12 protein-coding genes are annotated in these 14,485 nt (G+C 67.1%); 5 read left to right on the top strand and 7 right to left on the bottom strand.

Going from position 1 to position 14,485, the window contains the following annotated elements; genetic code table 11:
• Positions 1-185 precede the first annotated feature (185 nt).
• From YQ44_RS17605 to YQ44_RS17620, 4 genes are all read right to left on the bottom strand, one after another.
• Positions 186-1,763 carry an FGGY-family carbohydrate kinase gene (locus YQ44_RS17605; RefSeq protein ID WP_071324484.1) on the bottom strand — a complete coding sequence of 526 codons (1,578 nt, stop codon included), beginning with the start codon at positions 1,761-1,763 and terminating at the stop codon, positions 186-188.
• A 3-nt stretch (positions 1,764-1,766) separates the two neighbouring features.
• On the bottom strand, positions 1,767-1,994 hold the full coding sequence (locus tag YQ44_RS17610; RefSeq protein ID WP_071324485.1) for a hypothetical protein: 228 nt from the start codon (positions 1,992-1,994) through the stop codon (positions 1,767-1,769).
• A gap of 189 nt (positions 1,995-2,183) precedes the next feature.
• Entirely contained in the window at positions 2,184-3,764 is a 1,581-nt protein-coding gene (locus YQ44_RS17615; protein WP_071324486.1) for a glycerol-3-phosphate dehydrogenase/oxidase, read from the bottom strand.
• Positions 3,761-5,371, bottom strand: a complete 1,611-nt coding sequence (locus YQ44_RS17620) for an FAD-binding oxidoreductase (RefSeq protein ID WP_071326588.1) — start codon at positions 5,369-5,371, stop codon at positions 3,761-3,763. Before YQ44_RS17620 ends, YQ44_RS17615 begins: the two co-directional genes overlap by 4 nt.
• A 126-nt stretch (positions 5,372-5,497) precedes the next feature.
• On the opposite strand from YQ44_RS17620, the gene YQ44_RS17625 reads away from it, so the two are divergent.
• From YQ44_RS17625 to YQ44_RS17635, 3 genes are all read left to right on the top strand, one after another.
• On the top strand, positions 5,498-6,568 hold the full coding sequence (locus YQ44_RS17625; protein WP_071324487.1) for an AraC family transcriptional regulator: 1,071 nt from the start codon (positions 5,498-5,500) through the stop codon (positions 6,566-6,568).
• Between the two features lie 92 nt (positions 6,569-6,660).
• Positions 6,661-7,443 (top strand): 3-hydroxybutyrate dehydrogenase, encoded by a 783-nt coding sequence (locus YQ44_RS17630; RefSeq protein WP_071324488.1) that lies wholly within the window; start codon positions 6,661-6,663, stop codon positions 7,441-7,443.
• A 229-nt stretch (positions 7,444-7,672) separates the two neighbouring features.
• Positions 7,673-8,464 (top strand): DUF2071 domain-containing protein, encoded by a 792-nt coding sequence (locus YQ44_RS17635; RefSeq protein ID WP_232250931.1) that lies wholly within the window; start codon positions 7,673-7,675, stop codon positions 8,462-8,464.
• On the opposite strand, the gene YQ44_RS17640 is transcribed toward YQ44_RS17635, so the two are convergent.
• From YQ44_RS17640 to YQ44_RS17650, 3 genes are all read right to left on the bottom strand, one after another.
• The gene (locus tag YQ44_RS17640; protein ID WP_071324490.1) at positions 8,436-10,088 is read right to left on the bottom strand and encodes a methyl-accepting chemotaxis protein; all 1,653 of its coding nucleotides are present in this window, start codon (positions 10,086-10,088) and stop codon (positions 8,436-8,438) included. The genes YQ44_RS17635 and YQ44_RS17640 overlap by 29 nt on opposite strands.
• A gap of 248 nt (positions 10,089-10,336) precedes the next feature.
• A complete protein-coding gene (locus YQ44_RS17645; protein WP_071324491.1) occupies positions 10,337-10,933 on the bottom strand; it encodes a hypothetical protein in 597 nt (198 codons plus the stop codon).
• Positions 10,934-11,007: 74 nt separating this feature from the next.
• Entirely contained in the window at positions 11,008-11,364 is a 357-nt protein-coding gene (locus tag YQ44_RS17650; RefSeq protein WP_071324492.1) for a winged helix-turn-helix transcriptional regulator, read from the bottom strand.
• Positions 11,365-11,476: 112 nt separating this feature from the next.
• On the opposite strand from YQ44_RS17650, the gene YQ44_RS17655 reads away from it, so the two are divergent.
• Together YQ44_RS17655 and YQ44_RS17660 are read left to right on the top strand one after the other, a co-directional pair.
• A complete protein-coding gene (locus tag YQ44_RS17655) occupies positions 11,477-12,184 on the top strand; it encodes a glutathione S-transferase family protein (protein ID WP_071324493.1) in 708 nt (235 codons plus the stop codon).
• Positions 12,185-12,303: 119 nt separating this feature from the next.
• Positions 12,304-14,394, top strand: a complete 2,091-nt coding sequence (locus YQ44_RS17660) for a S9 family peptidase (protein WP_071324494.1) — start codon at positions 12,304-12,306, stop codon at positions 14,392-14,394.
• Positions 14,395-14,485 lie beyond the last annotated feature (91 nt).

The raw sequence follows: 14,485 nt of genomic DNA on the forward strand, positions 1-14,485 counted from the left end.
ACAGGCGGTGCACGATCAAGCGGCGGCGTTGAAGGAAGCGTTGCGGCGGCATTCTGCCCGCGCGGACACGCGCCGGCACATGGCCGGCGGCGCAATGCAGTCACCGGGGATAAGTTACCTTAGTGAAATGCGGGACACATCATATATCAAATGCGAATGATTCGCAATACGATTAAAGTAATACCTCACTCCGGATAGCCGGTGATGTCGGCGATCTCGCGGTACAAGGGTTGCAGCCGCGCATACATTTTCCGGTACACGCGCCGGTACAGCTGCTCGTAGATTTTCCCGTGTTCGGGATGCGGCAGGAATACCCTGCCCTTGCGCGTCATGGCTTGCACGGCGCCGGGGAAATCCGCATGCCAGCCCAGGCCCACGGCGGCGGCGATGGCCGCGCCCAGGCCCGAGCTTTCATACACGTGGGCGCGCGCGGCAGGCAAGCCGAAGATGTCGGCCGTCAGCTGCATGGCGGCGTCGCTTTGCGAGCCGCCGCCGGCGATGCGCAGCTCCGTAATCGCAATCCCGCTGCGCTGTTCGATGCGCTCCTTGCCTTCGCGCAGCGCATACGCGAGTCCTTCCAGGATGGCGCGGTAGATGTGCGCGCGCGTGTGCACGTCGCCGAAACCGATCATGGCGCCCTTCGCTTCCGGCCCCGGCACCTTGATGCCGGGACTCCAGTACGGCTGCAGCATCAGTCCCATGGAGCCGGGCGGCACGGCATCGACCAGGCGGTCGAACAGCGCCTCGGCCGACATGCCCGTGCCATCCTCGGCCGCCGCCGCCCGTTCGCGGTCGCCAAACTGCTCCTTGAACCAGTTGACCATCCAGTAGCCGCGAAAGATCTGCACTTCCGTGCTGTAGGCGCCCGGCATGGCGGCAGGATACGGCGGGATGAAGCGCGTCACTTCCACGTATTTCCGGTTCGTCGTGTTGATGGTGGCCGTGGTGCCGTAGCTCAGGCAGGCCACGTGCGGCTCGACGCAGCCGGCGCCCAGCACCTCGCACGCCTTGTCGGCGGCCGCCGCCAGCAGGGGCGTCCCTTCAGGAATCCCGGTCGCCGCGGCGGCCGCCTGCGTGATGGCCCCCATCAGGGTGCCCGGCGCCAGCAGGTCGGGCAGCATGGACGGCTTGATCGCCAGCGCCTGCCACTTCCAGTCGAAGCGCCCGGCCCAGGCGTGGCGCTTGTAGTCGAACGGGATATACGCCACCTGCGAACCGGTCGAATCGGCATAGCGCCCGCAGAGGCGGTAATTCAGGAAGCCCGACAGCAGCAGGAATTTGTGCGTGCGGCGCCAGATGTCGGGCTGGTGCGCGCTAATCCAGTTGATCTCGGCCTCGCGGCGAAAATACGCGATCGTGCCATCGAGGCGCGTGGCGCGGAAGGCGGCGCGCCACCACGGCGCCAGTTGCGGAATGTCGCGCGTGCTGCGCTGGTCCAGCCAGGTGATGGCGGGTCGCAGCGGCGCGCCATGCTCGTCCACGTTGACGACCGTGCCGCGCTGCGTGGTCACGGCAACGCCCTTCACCTGCGATTTGTCGATGGCCGTGCCGCGCCACAGCTGCTGGCACGCTTCGCACACGGCTTGCCAGTAGCCGTCGGCGTCATGCTCGGCCCAGCCGGGATGCTCGGAGAAATACGGCTCGAGGAAGACTTGCGCCTTCGCCTCCAGCCGGCCATCGCGGTCGAACAGCAGCGCGCGCACGCTTTGCGTGCCATTGTCGATGGAGAGGATATACGGGCCATCGCCCGCGGCGGCAGCCACGGCTCAGGCCACGCTGGCCAGCGCGGCGCGCAGCGCCCGCAGCAGCGCCTGCGGATCCTTGTCCGGCTGCGCGCTGAATACGGGCGCCTCCCAGTCCTGGCCGCGCACGGCCACCACGCGCAGGCGTCCCTGCTCGTTCCATGCCGGATACCAGCCCACGTCGACGATATCGCCATTCCCGCACGTGATTTGCAGCAGGTCTTCGCCCAGGTCGTCGGCCAGGGCGGCCACGGGCTGGGCCAGGTCCAGCTGCGACAGGCTGTCATAGGTGATGCGCGCGGCGCCCAGTTCCAGGGCCTCGCCAAACAGGGTGGTTTCGATGATGTTCTCCTCTTTTATATTTTTATCGGTGCTTTTTCGTTGCTTTTCCGCTGCTTTTTCGTTGCTTTTCCGCTGCTTTTTCGTTGCTTTTTCGTTGCCTCATGCGCCCTGCGGCAGGCTGTAATGGCTGCGCCACAGGGCCAGGTAGCGTTGCTGCTCCTCGTCCCAGCGCGCATCGCTCCAGCCCAGCTCCCCCTGGCACATGGCGCGCAGGCGCGGCATGATAGCAAGCGCGCCGCCGCCCAGCTGCAAACCGAGGCGCGTGCGCCGCAGCAGCAGGTCTTCCAGGTGCTGCACGTCCTCCATGCGCGCGCCCCAGCGCAGCTGCGCCCACAGGGTCTGCGTGCCGGGAATTTGCGCCAGTTCGCCATCGCGCGCCGCATCGCACAGCGCCTGCGCGGCCGCGCCATAGCGGCCTTGCAGGCGCACGCGCTGTTCGCCATCGAGCAGCAAGGCCTGGCCTGTCAGGGGCGGCACCGGCGCGAAGATGGGCCGCGGGCGCACATCCGCCTGCCAGCCGGGCAGCAGCGGCGCGGCCTGGCGCAGCGCGTCGAGGGCGATCACGCGGAAGGTCGTCAGCTTGCCGCCGGCCACCGTCAGCAAGCCGTTTTCCAGCCATAGCGCATGTTCGCGCGCTTCCTTCGACGGGTCAAGCCGGCCGCTGTCGATCACGGGCCGCACCCCGGCGAACGTGGCCAGCACGTCGGCCTCGCCCAGCGCCAGCTGCGGAAACTGCCAGCGCAGCGCGGCCAGCAGGTAATCGAGCTCGCCGCGCGTGATGGCCGCCTCGTTGTCCAGCTGGCCGCCGTGGTCGACGTCGGTGGTGCCGACCAGGGTCACGCCCTCCCACGGATAGGCGAAGACGGGACGGCCATCCCGCGGGTGCATCAGGCTGACGGCTTGCGCCAGCGGCAGGCGCCAGGCCGGCAGCAGCAGATGGCTGCCGCGCAGGGGCCGCAGCTTCGGCGGCGCGCCGACCTGGCCACGCAGGCCGTCGGCCCAGGCGCCCGTGGCGCTGATCACCAGGCGCGCGCGCACGGCCAGCCGGGCGCCGCCGACGCCATCGTTCAAGGTGGCGCCCAGCACCTGCCCCCCCTCGCGCAGCAAGGACTCCACGCCCAGGTAATTGACGGCCGCGCCGCCATGGCGCCGGGCTTCCTGCAGCACACGCAGCACCAGGCGCGCATCGTCCGTCTTGGCGTCCTGGTACAGCATGCCGCCGCGCAGGCCGTCGCGGTTGATGTGCGGCGCCAGCATGGCGAAGTCCGCCGCGTCGACATAGCGGCGCGCGCGGCGGCCCGCCATCATGTCGTAGATGGCCAGCCCCAGCATGAACTGGCGCCGGCCCGGTTTCCGGCCGATATAGTCGCCGAAGGCAAAGCCCTGCGTCTCGACCAGCCCCGCCGCATCCGCCAGCAAGGCGACCCGCTCGTGCACCGATTCGCGCGTCATGGCGAACTGGCCCTGCTTGAGGTAGCGCAAGCCACCGTGCACCAGCTTCGACGAACGGCTCGACGTGCCCCAGGCGAAATCGCGCTGTTCCACCAGCAGCGCCTTCAAGCCGCGCCGCGCTGCTTCCAGCAGGATGCCGGCGCCCGTGATGCCGCCGCCGACGATCAGGACATCCCACTCGCGCGCCAGCAGTTCGGGCAAGCCGTCCCGGCGCGGCGCGGCGTTCACAATGCGCCTCCCGCCTCGGGCAGCAGTTTGCCGGGATTCATCATGCCCTGCGGGTCGACCTGGCGGAACAGCGCGCGCATGGCAGCCATGCCCAGCTCCCCCTTCTCGGCCGCCAGCCACGGCGCGTGGTCGGTGCCTACGCCATGCTGGTGGCTGATGGTGCCGCCGTTGGCCACGATGGCGGTGCTGGCCGCATCCTTCAGGCTGCGCCAGCGCGCCATGTTTTCCTCGAACGTGGGCGCCAGCCGGTACACATACGTGGTGTAGACGCTGGCGCCCTGCGGGTACAGGTGCGACAAATGCGTGTAGGCGTGCACCTGCTCGCCATGCGCGGCCAGCGCGCTGCGGCCCGCCTGCTCGAGCGCCGCCATCATCGGCGTCACGCGGGGCCAGTCGACGGCCGTTTCCACCGTGTCGATCACATAGCCGTGTTCCCAGGCACCGTTGCGCAGGTAGACGTTGCGAAAGCGCCCCTGCTTCCACTTGTCGCCCATGTGCCGCCCCACGTGCACGCCCTTGTGCCGCCGCGCCAGCGCCAGCGCGCCGCGCAGGGCCGCGCGCGCCGGCCCGGCCGCGCCGCTGGCGCCCACCATCAGCATGCATTTGCCGTCGCCGCAGCCGCGCAGCGACAGGTAGCGCTCCAGCAGCCCCACCAGTTTTTTATGTCCGGCCAGGGTCAGCATGGTTTGCGTCTCCAGCGCGTTCGACAGGCGCAGCAGCGACAGCGGCATATCGGCCTGCGCCAGCGCCCGCACGGCCGCCTGCGCCTGGGCCCAGTCGGCAAAGAACACGGCGTGGAACGCTTCATACGGCGGCAGCGGCGCGATGCGCACGGTGGCCTGCGTCACGATGCCCATCCGGCCTTCCGATCCCAGCACCATTTCGCGCAGGTCGATGCCGGCCGCCGAAGCGGGAAAGGTGGGGATCGTCAGGGTACCGGCCGGCGTCTCCACTTCACCGCCCGCGAACAGCTGCTCGATGCGGCCGTAGCGCAGCGATTGCTGGCCCGACGAGCGCGTGGCGATCCAGCCGCCCAGGGTCGAATATTCGAACGACTGCGGATAGTGGCCCAGCGTGTAGCCATGCGCGCGCAGCTGCGCTTCCAGGTCGGGGCCATACACGCCCGCGCCGAACGTGGCCAGGCGCGCCTCGCGGTCCAGGTGGCCCAGCGCGCACAGACGCGTGAGGCTGATCGACAGCACGGGGCGCGGCCCGGCCGCCACCGTCAGGTGCCCGGCCACGCTGGTGCCGCCGCCATGCGGGATGACGGCCACGCACGCCTGGCGCGCATACGCGAGCAGCTGGCGCACCTGCAGCGCGCTGTCGGGAAAGGCCACGCCATCGGGCACGGCGCCGATACGGCCGTGGCGCAGCTTGAACCAGTCGGGCAGGCTCTGGCCCAGCGCATGGCGCACGCGCGTGGCCGGCTTCGTGTCGATCAGCGGATGCGGCGCCAGGCGCGAGGCGGGCACCTGCGCGCAGGCGTCGTCAAACGTGGCGTCCAGAATGGGCGTGCCCGGCCCCAGCCGCTCGCCCAGGAATGCCAGCGCCTCGCCACCCAGCGCATACACGATGCTTTCGTCCCCCCAGCCATTCCAGCGTTGCATCGACATCCCCTGTGTTGGGCCAGTTGCGCGCCACGGCGGCTTGCTATACTGTTCTTGCCTGATCAACAGCATATGCCGCCGCAGGCCAAGGGTATTGGTTTTTCATGACAATCGCATTGTTCCATCATGACAGGCACTGACAGCCATCCCGCCGAAGGCCGGGTCGCCGGCGCCTACCTGCAGCCGCTGCTGGAAGCGGCCGGCGCGCACGGCATCTCAGCTGCCGCCCTGGCGCAGGCGGCCGGCGTGGCGCCGCACGGCCTCGATGCCTCGCTGGCCAACCTGCCCGCGCGCGACTATGTGCGCCTGCTCGACGCCGGCGCCGCGCTGGCGGGCGACGCGCATTTCGGCCTGCACGTGGGCCAGCGCGTGCGCATGGGCACGTACAGCGCATATGGCTTGATACTGCTCAGCTGCAAGAACGTGGGCCAGGCGCTGGAGCAGACGGCCCGCTATGAACGGCTGGCGCACGACCTGGGCCGCTCCAGCGTGCAGCGCGACGGCGCCGTTGCGCACTACCGCTGGACCAGCCACTATCCGGCCGCCAGCCGGCACCTGGTCGACAGCGTCTTTGCCGGCATCCGCGTCTGCGGCGACTGGCTGGCCGGCGTGGCGCTGCCGCCCGCCCGGCTGGCGTTCACCCATGATGGCGGCGGCGAACTGCTGCGCCACGCGGCCCACCGCGACGAATACGTGCGCGTGCTGGGCAGCCTGCCCGCCTTCGGCGCCGCGGCCAACACGGCCACCTTCGACGCGCAATTGCTGGACTGGCCCGTGCCGAATGCGGACGTCAGCCTGTATCCCGTGCTGTGCCAGCATGCGGAACAATTGCTGGCGCAGCGCCAAGGCGAGGATGGCGCCGGCATCGAAGCGCAGGTGCACGCCGCCATCGTGGCCGGCCTGCGCCACGGTTCGGCCAGGCTGGCCGGCGTGGCCGCCGCGCTGGCCGTCACGCCGCGCACCTTGCAGCGCAAGCTGGCCGACGCGGACACCAGCTTCCAGGCCTTGCTCGACCAGGCCCGCTACGGCCTGGCGCGCGATTACCTGCGCCAGCCGGGCCTGTCGCTGGTCGACATCGCCTTTTTGCTCGGCTACCAGGAGCAAAGCGCGTTCAACCATGCGTTTCGCACCTGGGCCGGCACCAATCCCGGCGCCTGGCGGTTGCAGCAATTGCAGGCCAGGCAAGCGGATTTGTAGCCGTGCGCGGGCCATGCCTGAAGCGTTTTCTCGCTATACTGGCATAGTCAAGCTTCCCACGATCACTCCAACCCGCAATGCAAAGGATTAATATGCAACTCAAAGACAAAGTCGCACTGATTACCGGCGCCGCCAGTGGTATCGGCAAGGAAATGGCTATTGAATACGCGAAACAAGGCGCGAAAGTCGTGATCGCCGACCTGGCCCTGGACGCGGCCAGCAAGACGGCCGAAGAAATCAAGCAGGCGGGCGGCCAGGCGTTTGCCGTCGCCATGGACGTCTCCAGCGAAGCACAGGTCGACCAGGGCGTGGCGGACGCGGCGGCCCACTTCGGCGGCATCGATATCCTGATCAGCAACGCGGGCATCCAGATCATCAGCCCCGTCGTCGACTACCCGTTCGATCAATGGAAAAAGATGCTGGCCATTCACATGGACGGCGCCTTCCTCACCACGCGCGCCTGCATGCGCGAAATGATCAAGGCGGGCCGCGGCGGCGCCATCATCTACATGGGTTCCGTGCACTCGCATGAAGGCTCGCCCTTCAAGAGCGCTTACGTTGCCGCCAAGCACGGCCTGCTGGGGCTGGCCAAGGTGGTGGCCAAGGAAGGCGCGAAGGACCATATCCGCGCCAACGTCATCTGCCCCGGCTTCGTGCGCACGCCGCTGGTCGACAAGCAAATCCCGGAGCAGGCGGCCCAGCTGAAGATCACGGAAGAGGAAGTGATCAAGAACGTGATGCTGAAAGAAACCATCGACGGCGAATTCACCACCACGCAGGACGTCGCGCAAACGGCCGTCTTCCTGGCAGCCTTCCCGTCGACGGCGCTGAGCGGCCAGTCGATCGTCGTCAGCCACGGCTGGCACATGCAGTAATGGTGGCACCCGCCCGCATCGGCTGCGCGGCGCCCTGTGCGGCCGGCGATGCTCGCCGTACCCTGGTACGGCTGCGCGTCTCGGCCACACCTCGCCGCCGCTCGCGATGATGTGGGCGGGCGCTTTAGCGTGAGCATATCAATCTTCCTGCACCTGCCCGAAAGTCTCTCCATTGCACGACAATACTTACCGCCACCCGCGCGCGGGCCGTTGTGGCCGGCTGCTTGCGGTGCTCGCCAACAGCACGCGTTTTGCCCACATGCGCCAGGCCGTCATGGCGCGCCTGCCTTTCCTGACCCTGCACAGCGACGTGCGCGATGTCGTGTACGTGAACTGGCTGGTCGATGCCCATGCAGCGCAGCAACTGATGCCTGCCGGCGTGACCCTGTGGCAGCGCGACGGCAAGACCCCGTTCACGGTGCTGACCTACCGCCACGGGCATTTCGGCCCGGCCCTGCTGGGACCGTTGCGCCGGCTGCTGCCGTCTCCGCTGCAAAGCAACTGGCGTTTGTACCTGGAGCACACGCCGCCGGGCGCGCCCGCCATGCCCTGCGTATATTTCCTGAAAAATATCATGGACAGTCTGCCGCATGCGCTGGGCACGCGGCTGTTCAGCGACATCCTGCCCACGCACCTGGCCGCCAACATGATGCATGCAGTGACGGCCACGCAGGCGCGCTGCACGATCGCGCCCGGCGCCGGCAGCGCGCCCATGCTCGACATCCAGGCACATATTGTTGAAGACAAGACCCTCGATGCCGACTGGCAGCACCTGTTCGGCAACTGGCGCGACGCCGTCGCCTTCCTCGCCTGCCAGGATGCGGCCATCGCTGCAGTACCGCGCAACGGCAGGCTGGCCTTCGGCGAAATCGACCTTCCCGTTGATCTGGATCAAGTGCAAGCGCTGACGGCCTCGCGCGCCGACTGCGGCTTGCTGGCGCAGCTGCCGCCGGTGTCAACGCCGCTGGCCTTTCTCGTGCCCAACGTTTCCTTCAAGGCATTGTCAGAGCGCCTGCTGTAGCCCGGCGGCGCTCGGGCGGGCGCAGGGGCGTGGCCGGACTTGCCTGGCCGCCGCGCCGCCGTTCCAGCTTGAACAGGGCCATCGCTTGCTCGAGCTGCAGGGTCTGGTCTTGCAGCGAGGCTGAAGCGGCCGCCGATTCTTCCACCAGCGCCGCGTTCTGCTGCGTCACTTCATCCATCTGCGTGACGGCCATATTCACTTGACCGATGCCGTGGCTTTGCTCGCGCGAGGCCGAGGCGATTTCCGCCATGATGCCGTGCACGCCCTGCACGGCGCCCAGCATTTCGGCACTGCTGGCGCCTGCCTGCTGCGCCAGCTTCGCGCCCGCCTGCACCTGTTCGAGCGACGCCGTGATCAGCTGCTTGATTTCCGTCGCGGCCGCCGCGCTGCGCTGCGCCAGGCTGCGCACCTCGCCCGCCACGACGGCGAATCCGCGCCCCTCATCGCCCGCGCGCGCCGCTTCCACGGCCGCGTTCAAGGCGAGGATATTCGTCTGGAAGGCGATGCCTTCGATGATGCCCGTGATATCGCCGATCTTCTTCGACGAAGCGTCGATTTGCTCCATCATGGTGACCACCTGGCCGACGATCTCGCCGCCGCGCCCGGCCAGGCCGTGCACCTTGCCCGCCATGTCGCTGGCCTGCACGGCATTGCCGCTATTTTGCTGCACCGTGGCGGCCAGCTGTTCCATGCTCGACGCCGTCTGCTGCAGGGCCGAGGCCTGCGCTTCCGTGCGCCCCGACAAGTCCAGGTTGCCGGCGGCGATTTCCTGGCTGGCCGTGCTGATGCGCAGGAAATTGCCGCGCACATCGCCGACGATGGAATGCAGGTTGACGCGCAGCTGGCGCAGCGAGCGCAGCAACTGCCCCATCTCGTCGCGCCGCGTGGTGTCGAGCTCGCCCGTCAGGTCGCCGCCCGCCATCACGTCGCACGCCTGGCGCGCCTGCCGCAGCGGCTGCAGCACGGCGCGGTGCAGGCTGAACCAGAAATACAGGGTCGTGCATACGGCCACCATGGACAGGCCCGTCAGCCAGCCAGCGGCGCGCGCGGGCAGCCAGCCCGCATTGCCGGCCAGTTGCAGCAGCAGGACCGCCGTCAGCAAGCCCAGGTTCCAGCCGATGCGCTTGCCCAGCGCCAGGTCGCGCAAGCTCGCCAGCCGCGCCAGCCATCCCGTGCGCACGGCCGTGCCCTGGCGGATGACGGTGCCGCCGGCCTGCCCCGCCTTGATGCGCGCGTACAGGGCGGCCGCCTGCGCCACCTGCTGGCGCGTGGGCTTGGTGCGCACGGACATGTAGCCGACGGCCACCCCATCCTCGACCACCGGCGTGACATTCGCCAGCACCCAGTAGTAATCGCCGTTCTTGCAGCGGTTCTTCACCATGCCGCTCCACGAGCGCCCGGAGCGGATGGTGGACCAGAAATCGGCAAACGCTTCCACCGGCATGTCCGGATGGCGCAGGATGTTTTGCGGCGCGCCGATCAATTCCTCGGCGCTGTAGCCGCTGACGGCGATGAAATACGGGTTTGCATACGTGATATTGCCTTGCAAGTCGGTAGTCGAGACGATGGTCTCGGTATCGCTCAGATTGATCTCGGTATCGCTGACGGGAAGATTGAGTCGCATGGTCGGATCCTTGGCTGTAGCCCGTGCAGGCACGGGGGAAAGGGCAGATGCGGGACGGCAGAAAGCCGGCGGCAGTCTGCACCGATACATTAATTTTAATATTTAATTATTAATTTAAATGGGCAATTTTTACTTGCTGAATTGCCTTGCGAATCTGCAAAGATTGCAGGTGGCGGCGCGGCCGCTGGGGGGATGGAGAAAGCGATGCCGGAACAGCGTGACTGTCCCGGCGGCAAACAGCGATGCGTTTAACGGGGCACGTAGCGCCAGCCCGTGCTCTCCAGCATGAACGTCAGTTCCGTCTTGATGTCTTCGGGGCGGCTCGGCACGCTCAGCGCCGTATCGCACACCAGGTAACCCGTCTTGCGCTTGACTTCGCACTCGTTGATGGCCTTGACCTGCATGGTCGTCTGCGCTTCCTGCATCTGCACATCCTTGGCCGCTTCCGGATCGCGCGCCACTTCTTCCTTGGCCCAGGCGCGTATCATCGCTTGCGCCTCGGCCGGCGACGGTCCCGCGAACTTGGCGTTCTTGCGCTCGACGCCGACCCAGGTACCGTTCTCGTTACGCAGCGGCAGCACCATAAAGCCATCGCGCATGCCGGCGCTCATGGCGACCAGGCACACCACTTCGCCTTGCACTTCCTGCGACGCCTGGCAGCCCTGCAGGCTGGTAACCTTGACGGCGATCGGTATCGGCATGGCCGATGGCATCTTGGCTTGGGTCTTGGCCACGCCCGCCTGCACGGCGGCGTGGATTTGTTCGAGCGTCGGCGTGCTTGCCGCCTGGGCTGGCAGGGTGGCGAACAGGGCGGCGGCGGTCAGGGCGAGGGAAGTCAGGCGCATGGAAAAGTAAAAAGTCAGTGTCAGGAGGCCGGCAGTCTAGCACTTTCCATAAAAGCAGCTGTTTCTGTAGGGAATTATCCCTCGGCAGCCGGCGCGAGAAAGGCGCCGCCTGCGTCCGCCTGTCCGCGCAGGCGCAAGCCGATGGCGCGCAGCATCTCGACCAGTTCCTCCAGGCGCAGGCCCTCGTCCGTCAGCCGGTATTCCACCTTGACGGGCACTTCCGCGTAAATCGTGCGCGTCAGCAAGCCCGCCTCTTCCAGCGCGCGCAAGTCCAGGGTCAGCATGCGCTGCGAGATATTCGGCACGGCGCGGCGAATTTCGCTGAAGCGCTTCGGCCCCGCCATCAGATAGCTGAGCAGCACGATCCGCCAGCGGCCGCCCAGCAATCGCATGGCTTCTTCCACGGCGCAACCGGAAACATTGTCTTTCATGTGGATGCCCTGTTGGTATAAAAAATGTACCTATACCACATTATTCTGCCTTCTTCCAAATAGTAACCATGTCGATTAGACTGCCCTTCCCTCGTTTGCACGGAATCACGCCATGGTAAGCACCCTGATCTACAGTGTCCCTTTCGGCTGCTCGTTTGCCGCCATCGTCGCCCTCGAGTGGAGCGGCCTGCCCTATCGACTGGCCCGCGTGGAAGCGCGCGACCCGGCCAGCAAGCAGCATCCCGCCTTCCTCGCCATCAATCCATTGAGCCAGACGCCGGCCCTGCTCACGCACACGGGCGCGCCGCTGCTGGAAAGCATGGCGATTTTGCTGCATATCGCCGCCCGCGCGCCGCACAGCGGCCTGGGCTTTGCCCAAGGCACGCCCGCCTGCGACCGCCTGAACAGCGTGCTGTCGTTTCTGCACACGAGCTTTCACGCCGCCTTCATGCCCGCCTTCCAGGCAGCGCGCGCGGCAGACGGCGATGCGCGCGCGGCCGTCTGGCGCGAGATGGCCGTCGAAAAGGTGAACCAGGGCCTGGCCCACCTGGAGCGCCTGCTCGCCGGCCGCGCCTGGCTAGCCTCGGACACGGCACCGACCATCGCCGACGCCTACCTTGCCGCCACGGCGCGCTGGGCCGAACCGCTGCGGCTGGCGCGCCTGGCCGACTATCCGCACGTGACGCGCGTGCTGGCGGCACTCGAAGACGACCCCGGCGTGCGCTTTGCCCACGCCATCGAAGACGGCTTGCCGGCGACAAGCCGGGGCGGTTTCCGCGGCCACGTGGCGCTTGACCAACTGGCAGCGCCGGCCAGCTAACCGGCGGTCAACTCCCGCAGGAGCCGCCTCTTTATTGCTATGATGTCGGGCTGCCGGCGGTACTGCCGGCCTCGTCAATACCATATCGATAACGTCGCATTATAAAAACGGGAGTTTGAATGAGTTTACGTCTGCTGCTCTTGGGAGCATTCAGTGCCGCCATGGCCACCACCGCCGCCGCTGCGGAACCTGCGCCGGCCGCGCCGCGCGGTTTCACCGTCGAAGACATGGTCGCCATGGAGCGCGTCGGCAGCCCCGTGCTGTCGCCGGACGCCACGCGCGTCGTCTACACGGTGCGCAGCACCAACCTGGACAAGAATCGCGGCAATACGCAGCTGTGGCTGATCGACCTGCGCGCGCCCAACGCCGCGCCGCGCCAGCTCACGCGCAGTGAAGCGAGCGCCAGCGATCCGCAATGGTCGCCGAACGGCGACGCCATCTACTTCCTGTCCGGCCGCTCCGGCTCCTCGCAAGTATGGCAGCTGCCCCTGAACGGCGGCGAAGCGGCCAAGGTCACCGACCTGCCGCTCGACGTCGACACCTACCGCCTGTCGCCGCAGGGCGACCGCCTGGCCTTCAGCATGGGCGTCTACCTCGATTGCGCGGACCTCGCCTGCACGAAGAAGCGCCTCGATGACAAAGCGAAAAACAAGGCCAGCGGCATGGTCTACGACCAGATGTTCGTGCGCCACTGGGATACCTGGGCCGACGGCCGCCGCAACGCGCTGTACTCGGCGCCCATCGACGCCACCGGCAAGGTCAGCGCCGCGCCCGTCAGCCTGAGCGGCACCCTGGATGGCGACGCGCCATCGAAACCATTCGGCGACAACGGCGAATACCACTTCAGCCCGGACGGCAAGACGGTCGCCTTCTCGGTGCGCGTGGCCGGCCGTACGGAATCGTGGTCGACCAACTTCGACGTCTACACGATCCCCGCCGCCGGCGGCCAGGCGCCGCGCAATCTCACGGCCGACAATCCGGCCTGGGATGCGAAAGCCACGTACTCGCCCGATGGCCGCACGCTCGCGTATGTCGCCATGACCAAGCCGGGCTTCGAGGCCGACCGCTTCCACCTGGTCTTGATGGATGTCGCCACGGGCAAGAAACGCACCGTGGCCGATGACTGGGACCGCTCCGTGGCCGACTTCCGCTGGACGCCGGACGGCAAGGCCTTCCTCGTCGCCGCCGACGACGTGGGCCAGCACCGTCTGTTCCATATCGACGCGGCCAGCGGCAAGGTCAGCGCCCTGACGGGCAAGGGCGCCGTCGGCGACTTCGACGTGCGCGGCAATACCATCGTGCTGGCGCAGGCGAACCTGGCCTCGGGCGCGCAGCTGTACACGCGCAAGCTCGACGCCAAGTCGGAAACGGCGCCGATGGTCCAGCTGACGAAGCAGAATGCGCAAGCGCTGGCCAACGTGCGCTTCGGCGAATATGAGCAGTTCTCGTTCGCCGGCGCGAATGGCGAAACCGTCTACGGCCACGTCATGAAGCCGTGGAACGCCAAGGCCGGTGAAAAGTACCCGATCGCCTTCCTCGTCCATGGCGGCCCGCAAGGCAGCTTTGGCAATAGCTGGAGCTACCGCTGGAACCCGCAGGTGTATGCGGGCGCCGGCTACGCCACCGTCTTCATCGACTTCCACGGTTCGACCGGCTACGGCCAGAAGTTCACGGACTCCATCAGCGGCGACTGGGGCGGCAAGCCGCTGGTCGACCTGCAGAAAGGCCTGGAAGCGGCGACCAAGAAGTTCCCATGGCTGGACCGCGAACGCAGCTGCGCGCTGGGTGCCTCGTATGGCGGCTACATGATGAACTGGATCGCCGGCAACTGGCCGGACGGCTTCAAGTGCCTGGTCAACCACGACGGCGTGTTCGACAACCGCGGCATGGCTTACGCGACGGAAGAACTGTGGTTCACCGAGTGGGAAAACAGCGGTCCGTACTACGACGCGCCGGCCAAGCACGAGCAGTTCAATCCCGTCAACTTCGTGAAGAACTGGAAGACGCCGATGCTGGTGGTACAGGGCGACCTCGACTTCCGCATCCCTACCGCGCAAGGCCTGGGCACCTTCACGGCGCTGCAGCGCCAGGGCATCCCGAGCAAGCTGCTGGTCTTCCCCGATGAAAACCACTGGGTGCTGAAACCGGCCAATTCCCTGCTGTGGCATCACACGGTGCTCGATTGGTTGAATACGTACACAAAGAAATAAGCAGGTGAATGTCGGATTACGGCCTTTGGCCTCGGCGGCCCCGCCTAATCCGACCTACGTTCGCTCTTCATAACAAAAAAGCCGCACGGTG

This window comes from Janthinobacterium sp. 1_2014MBL_MicDiv (assembly GCF_001865675.1).
In the GTDB taxonomy this organism is placed as follows: Bacteria; Pseudomonadota; Gammaproteobacteria; order Burkholderiales; family Burkholderiaceae_D; genus Janthinobacterium.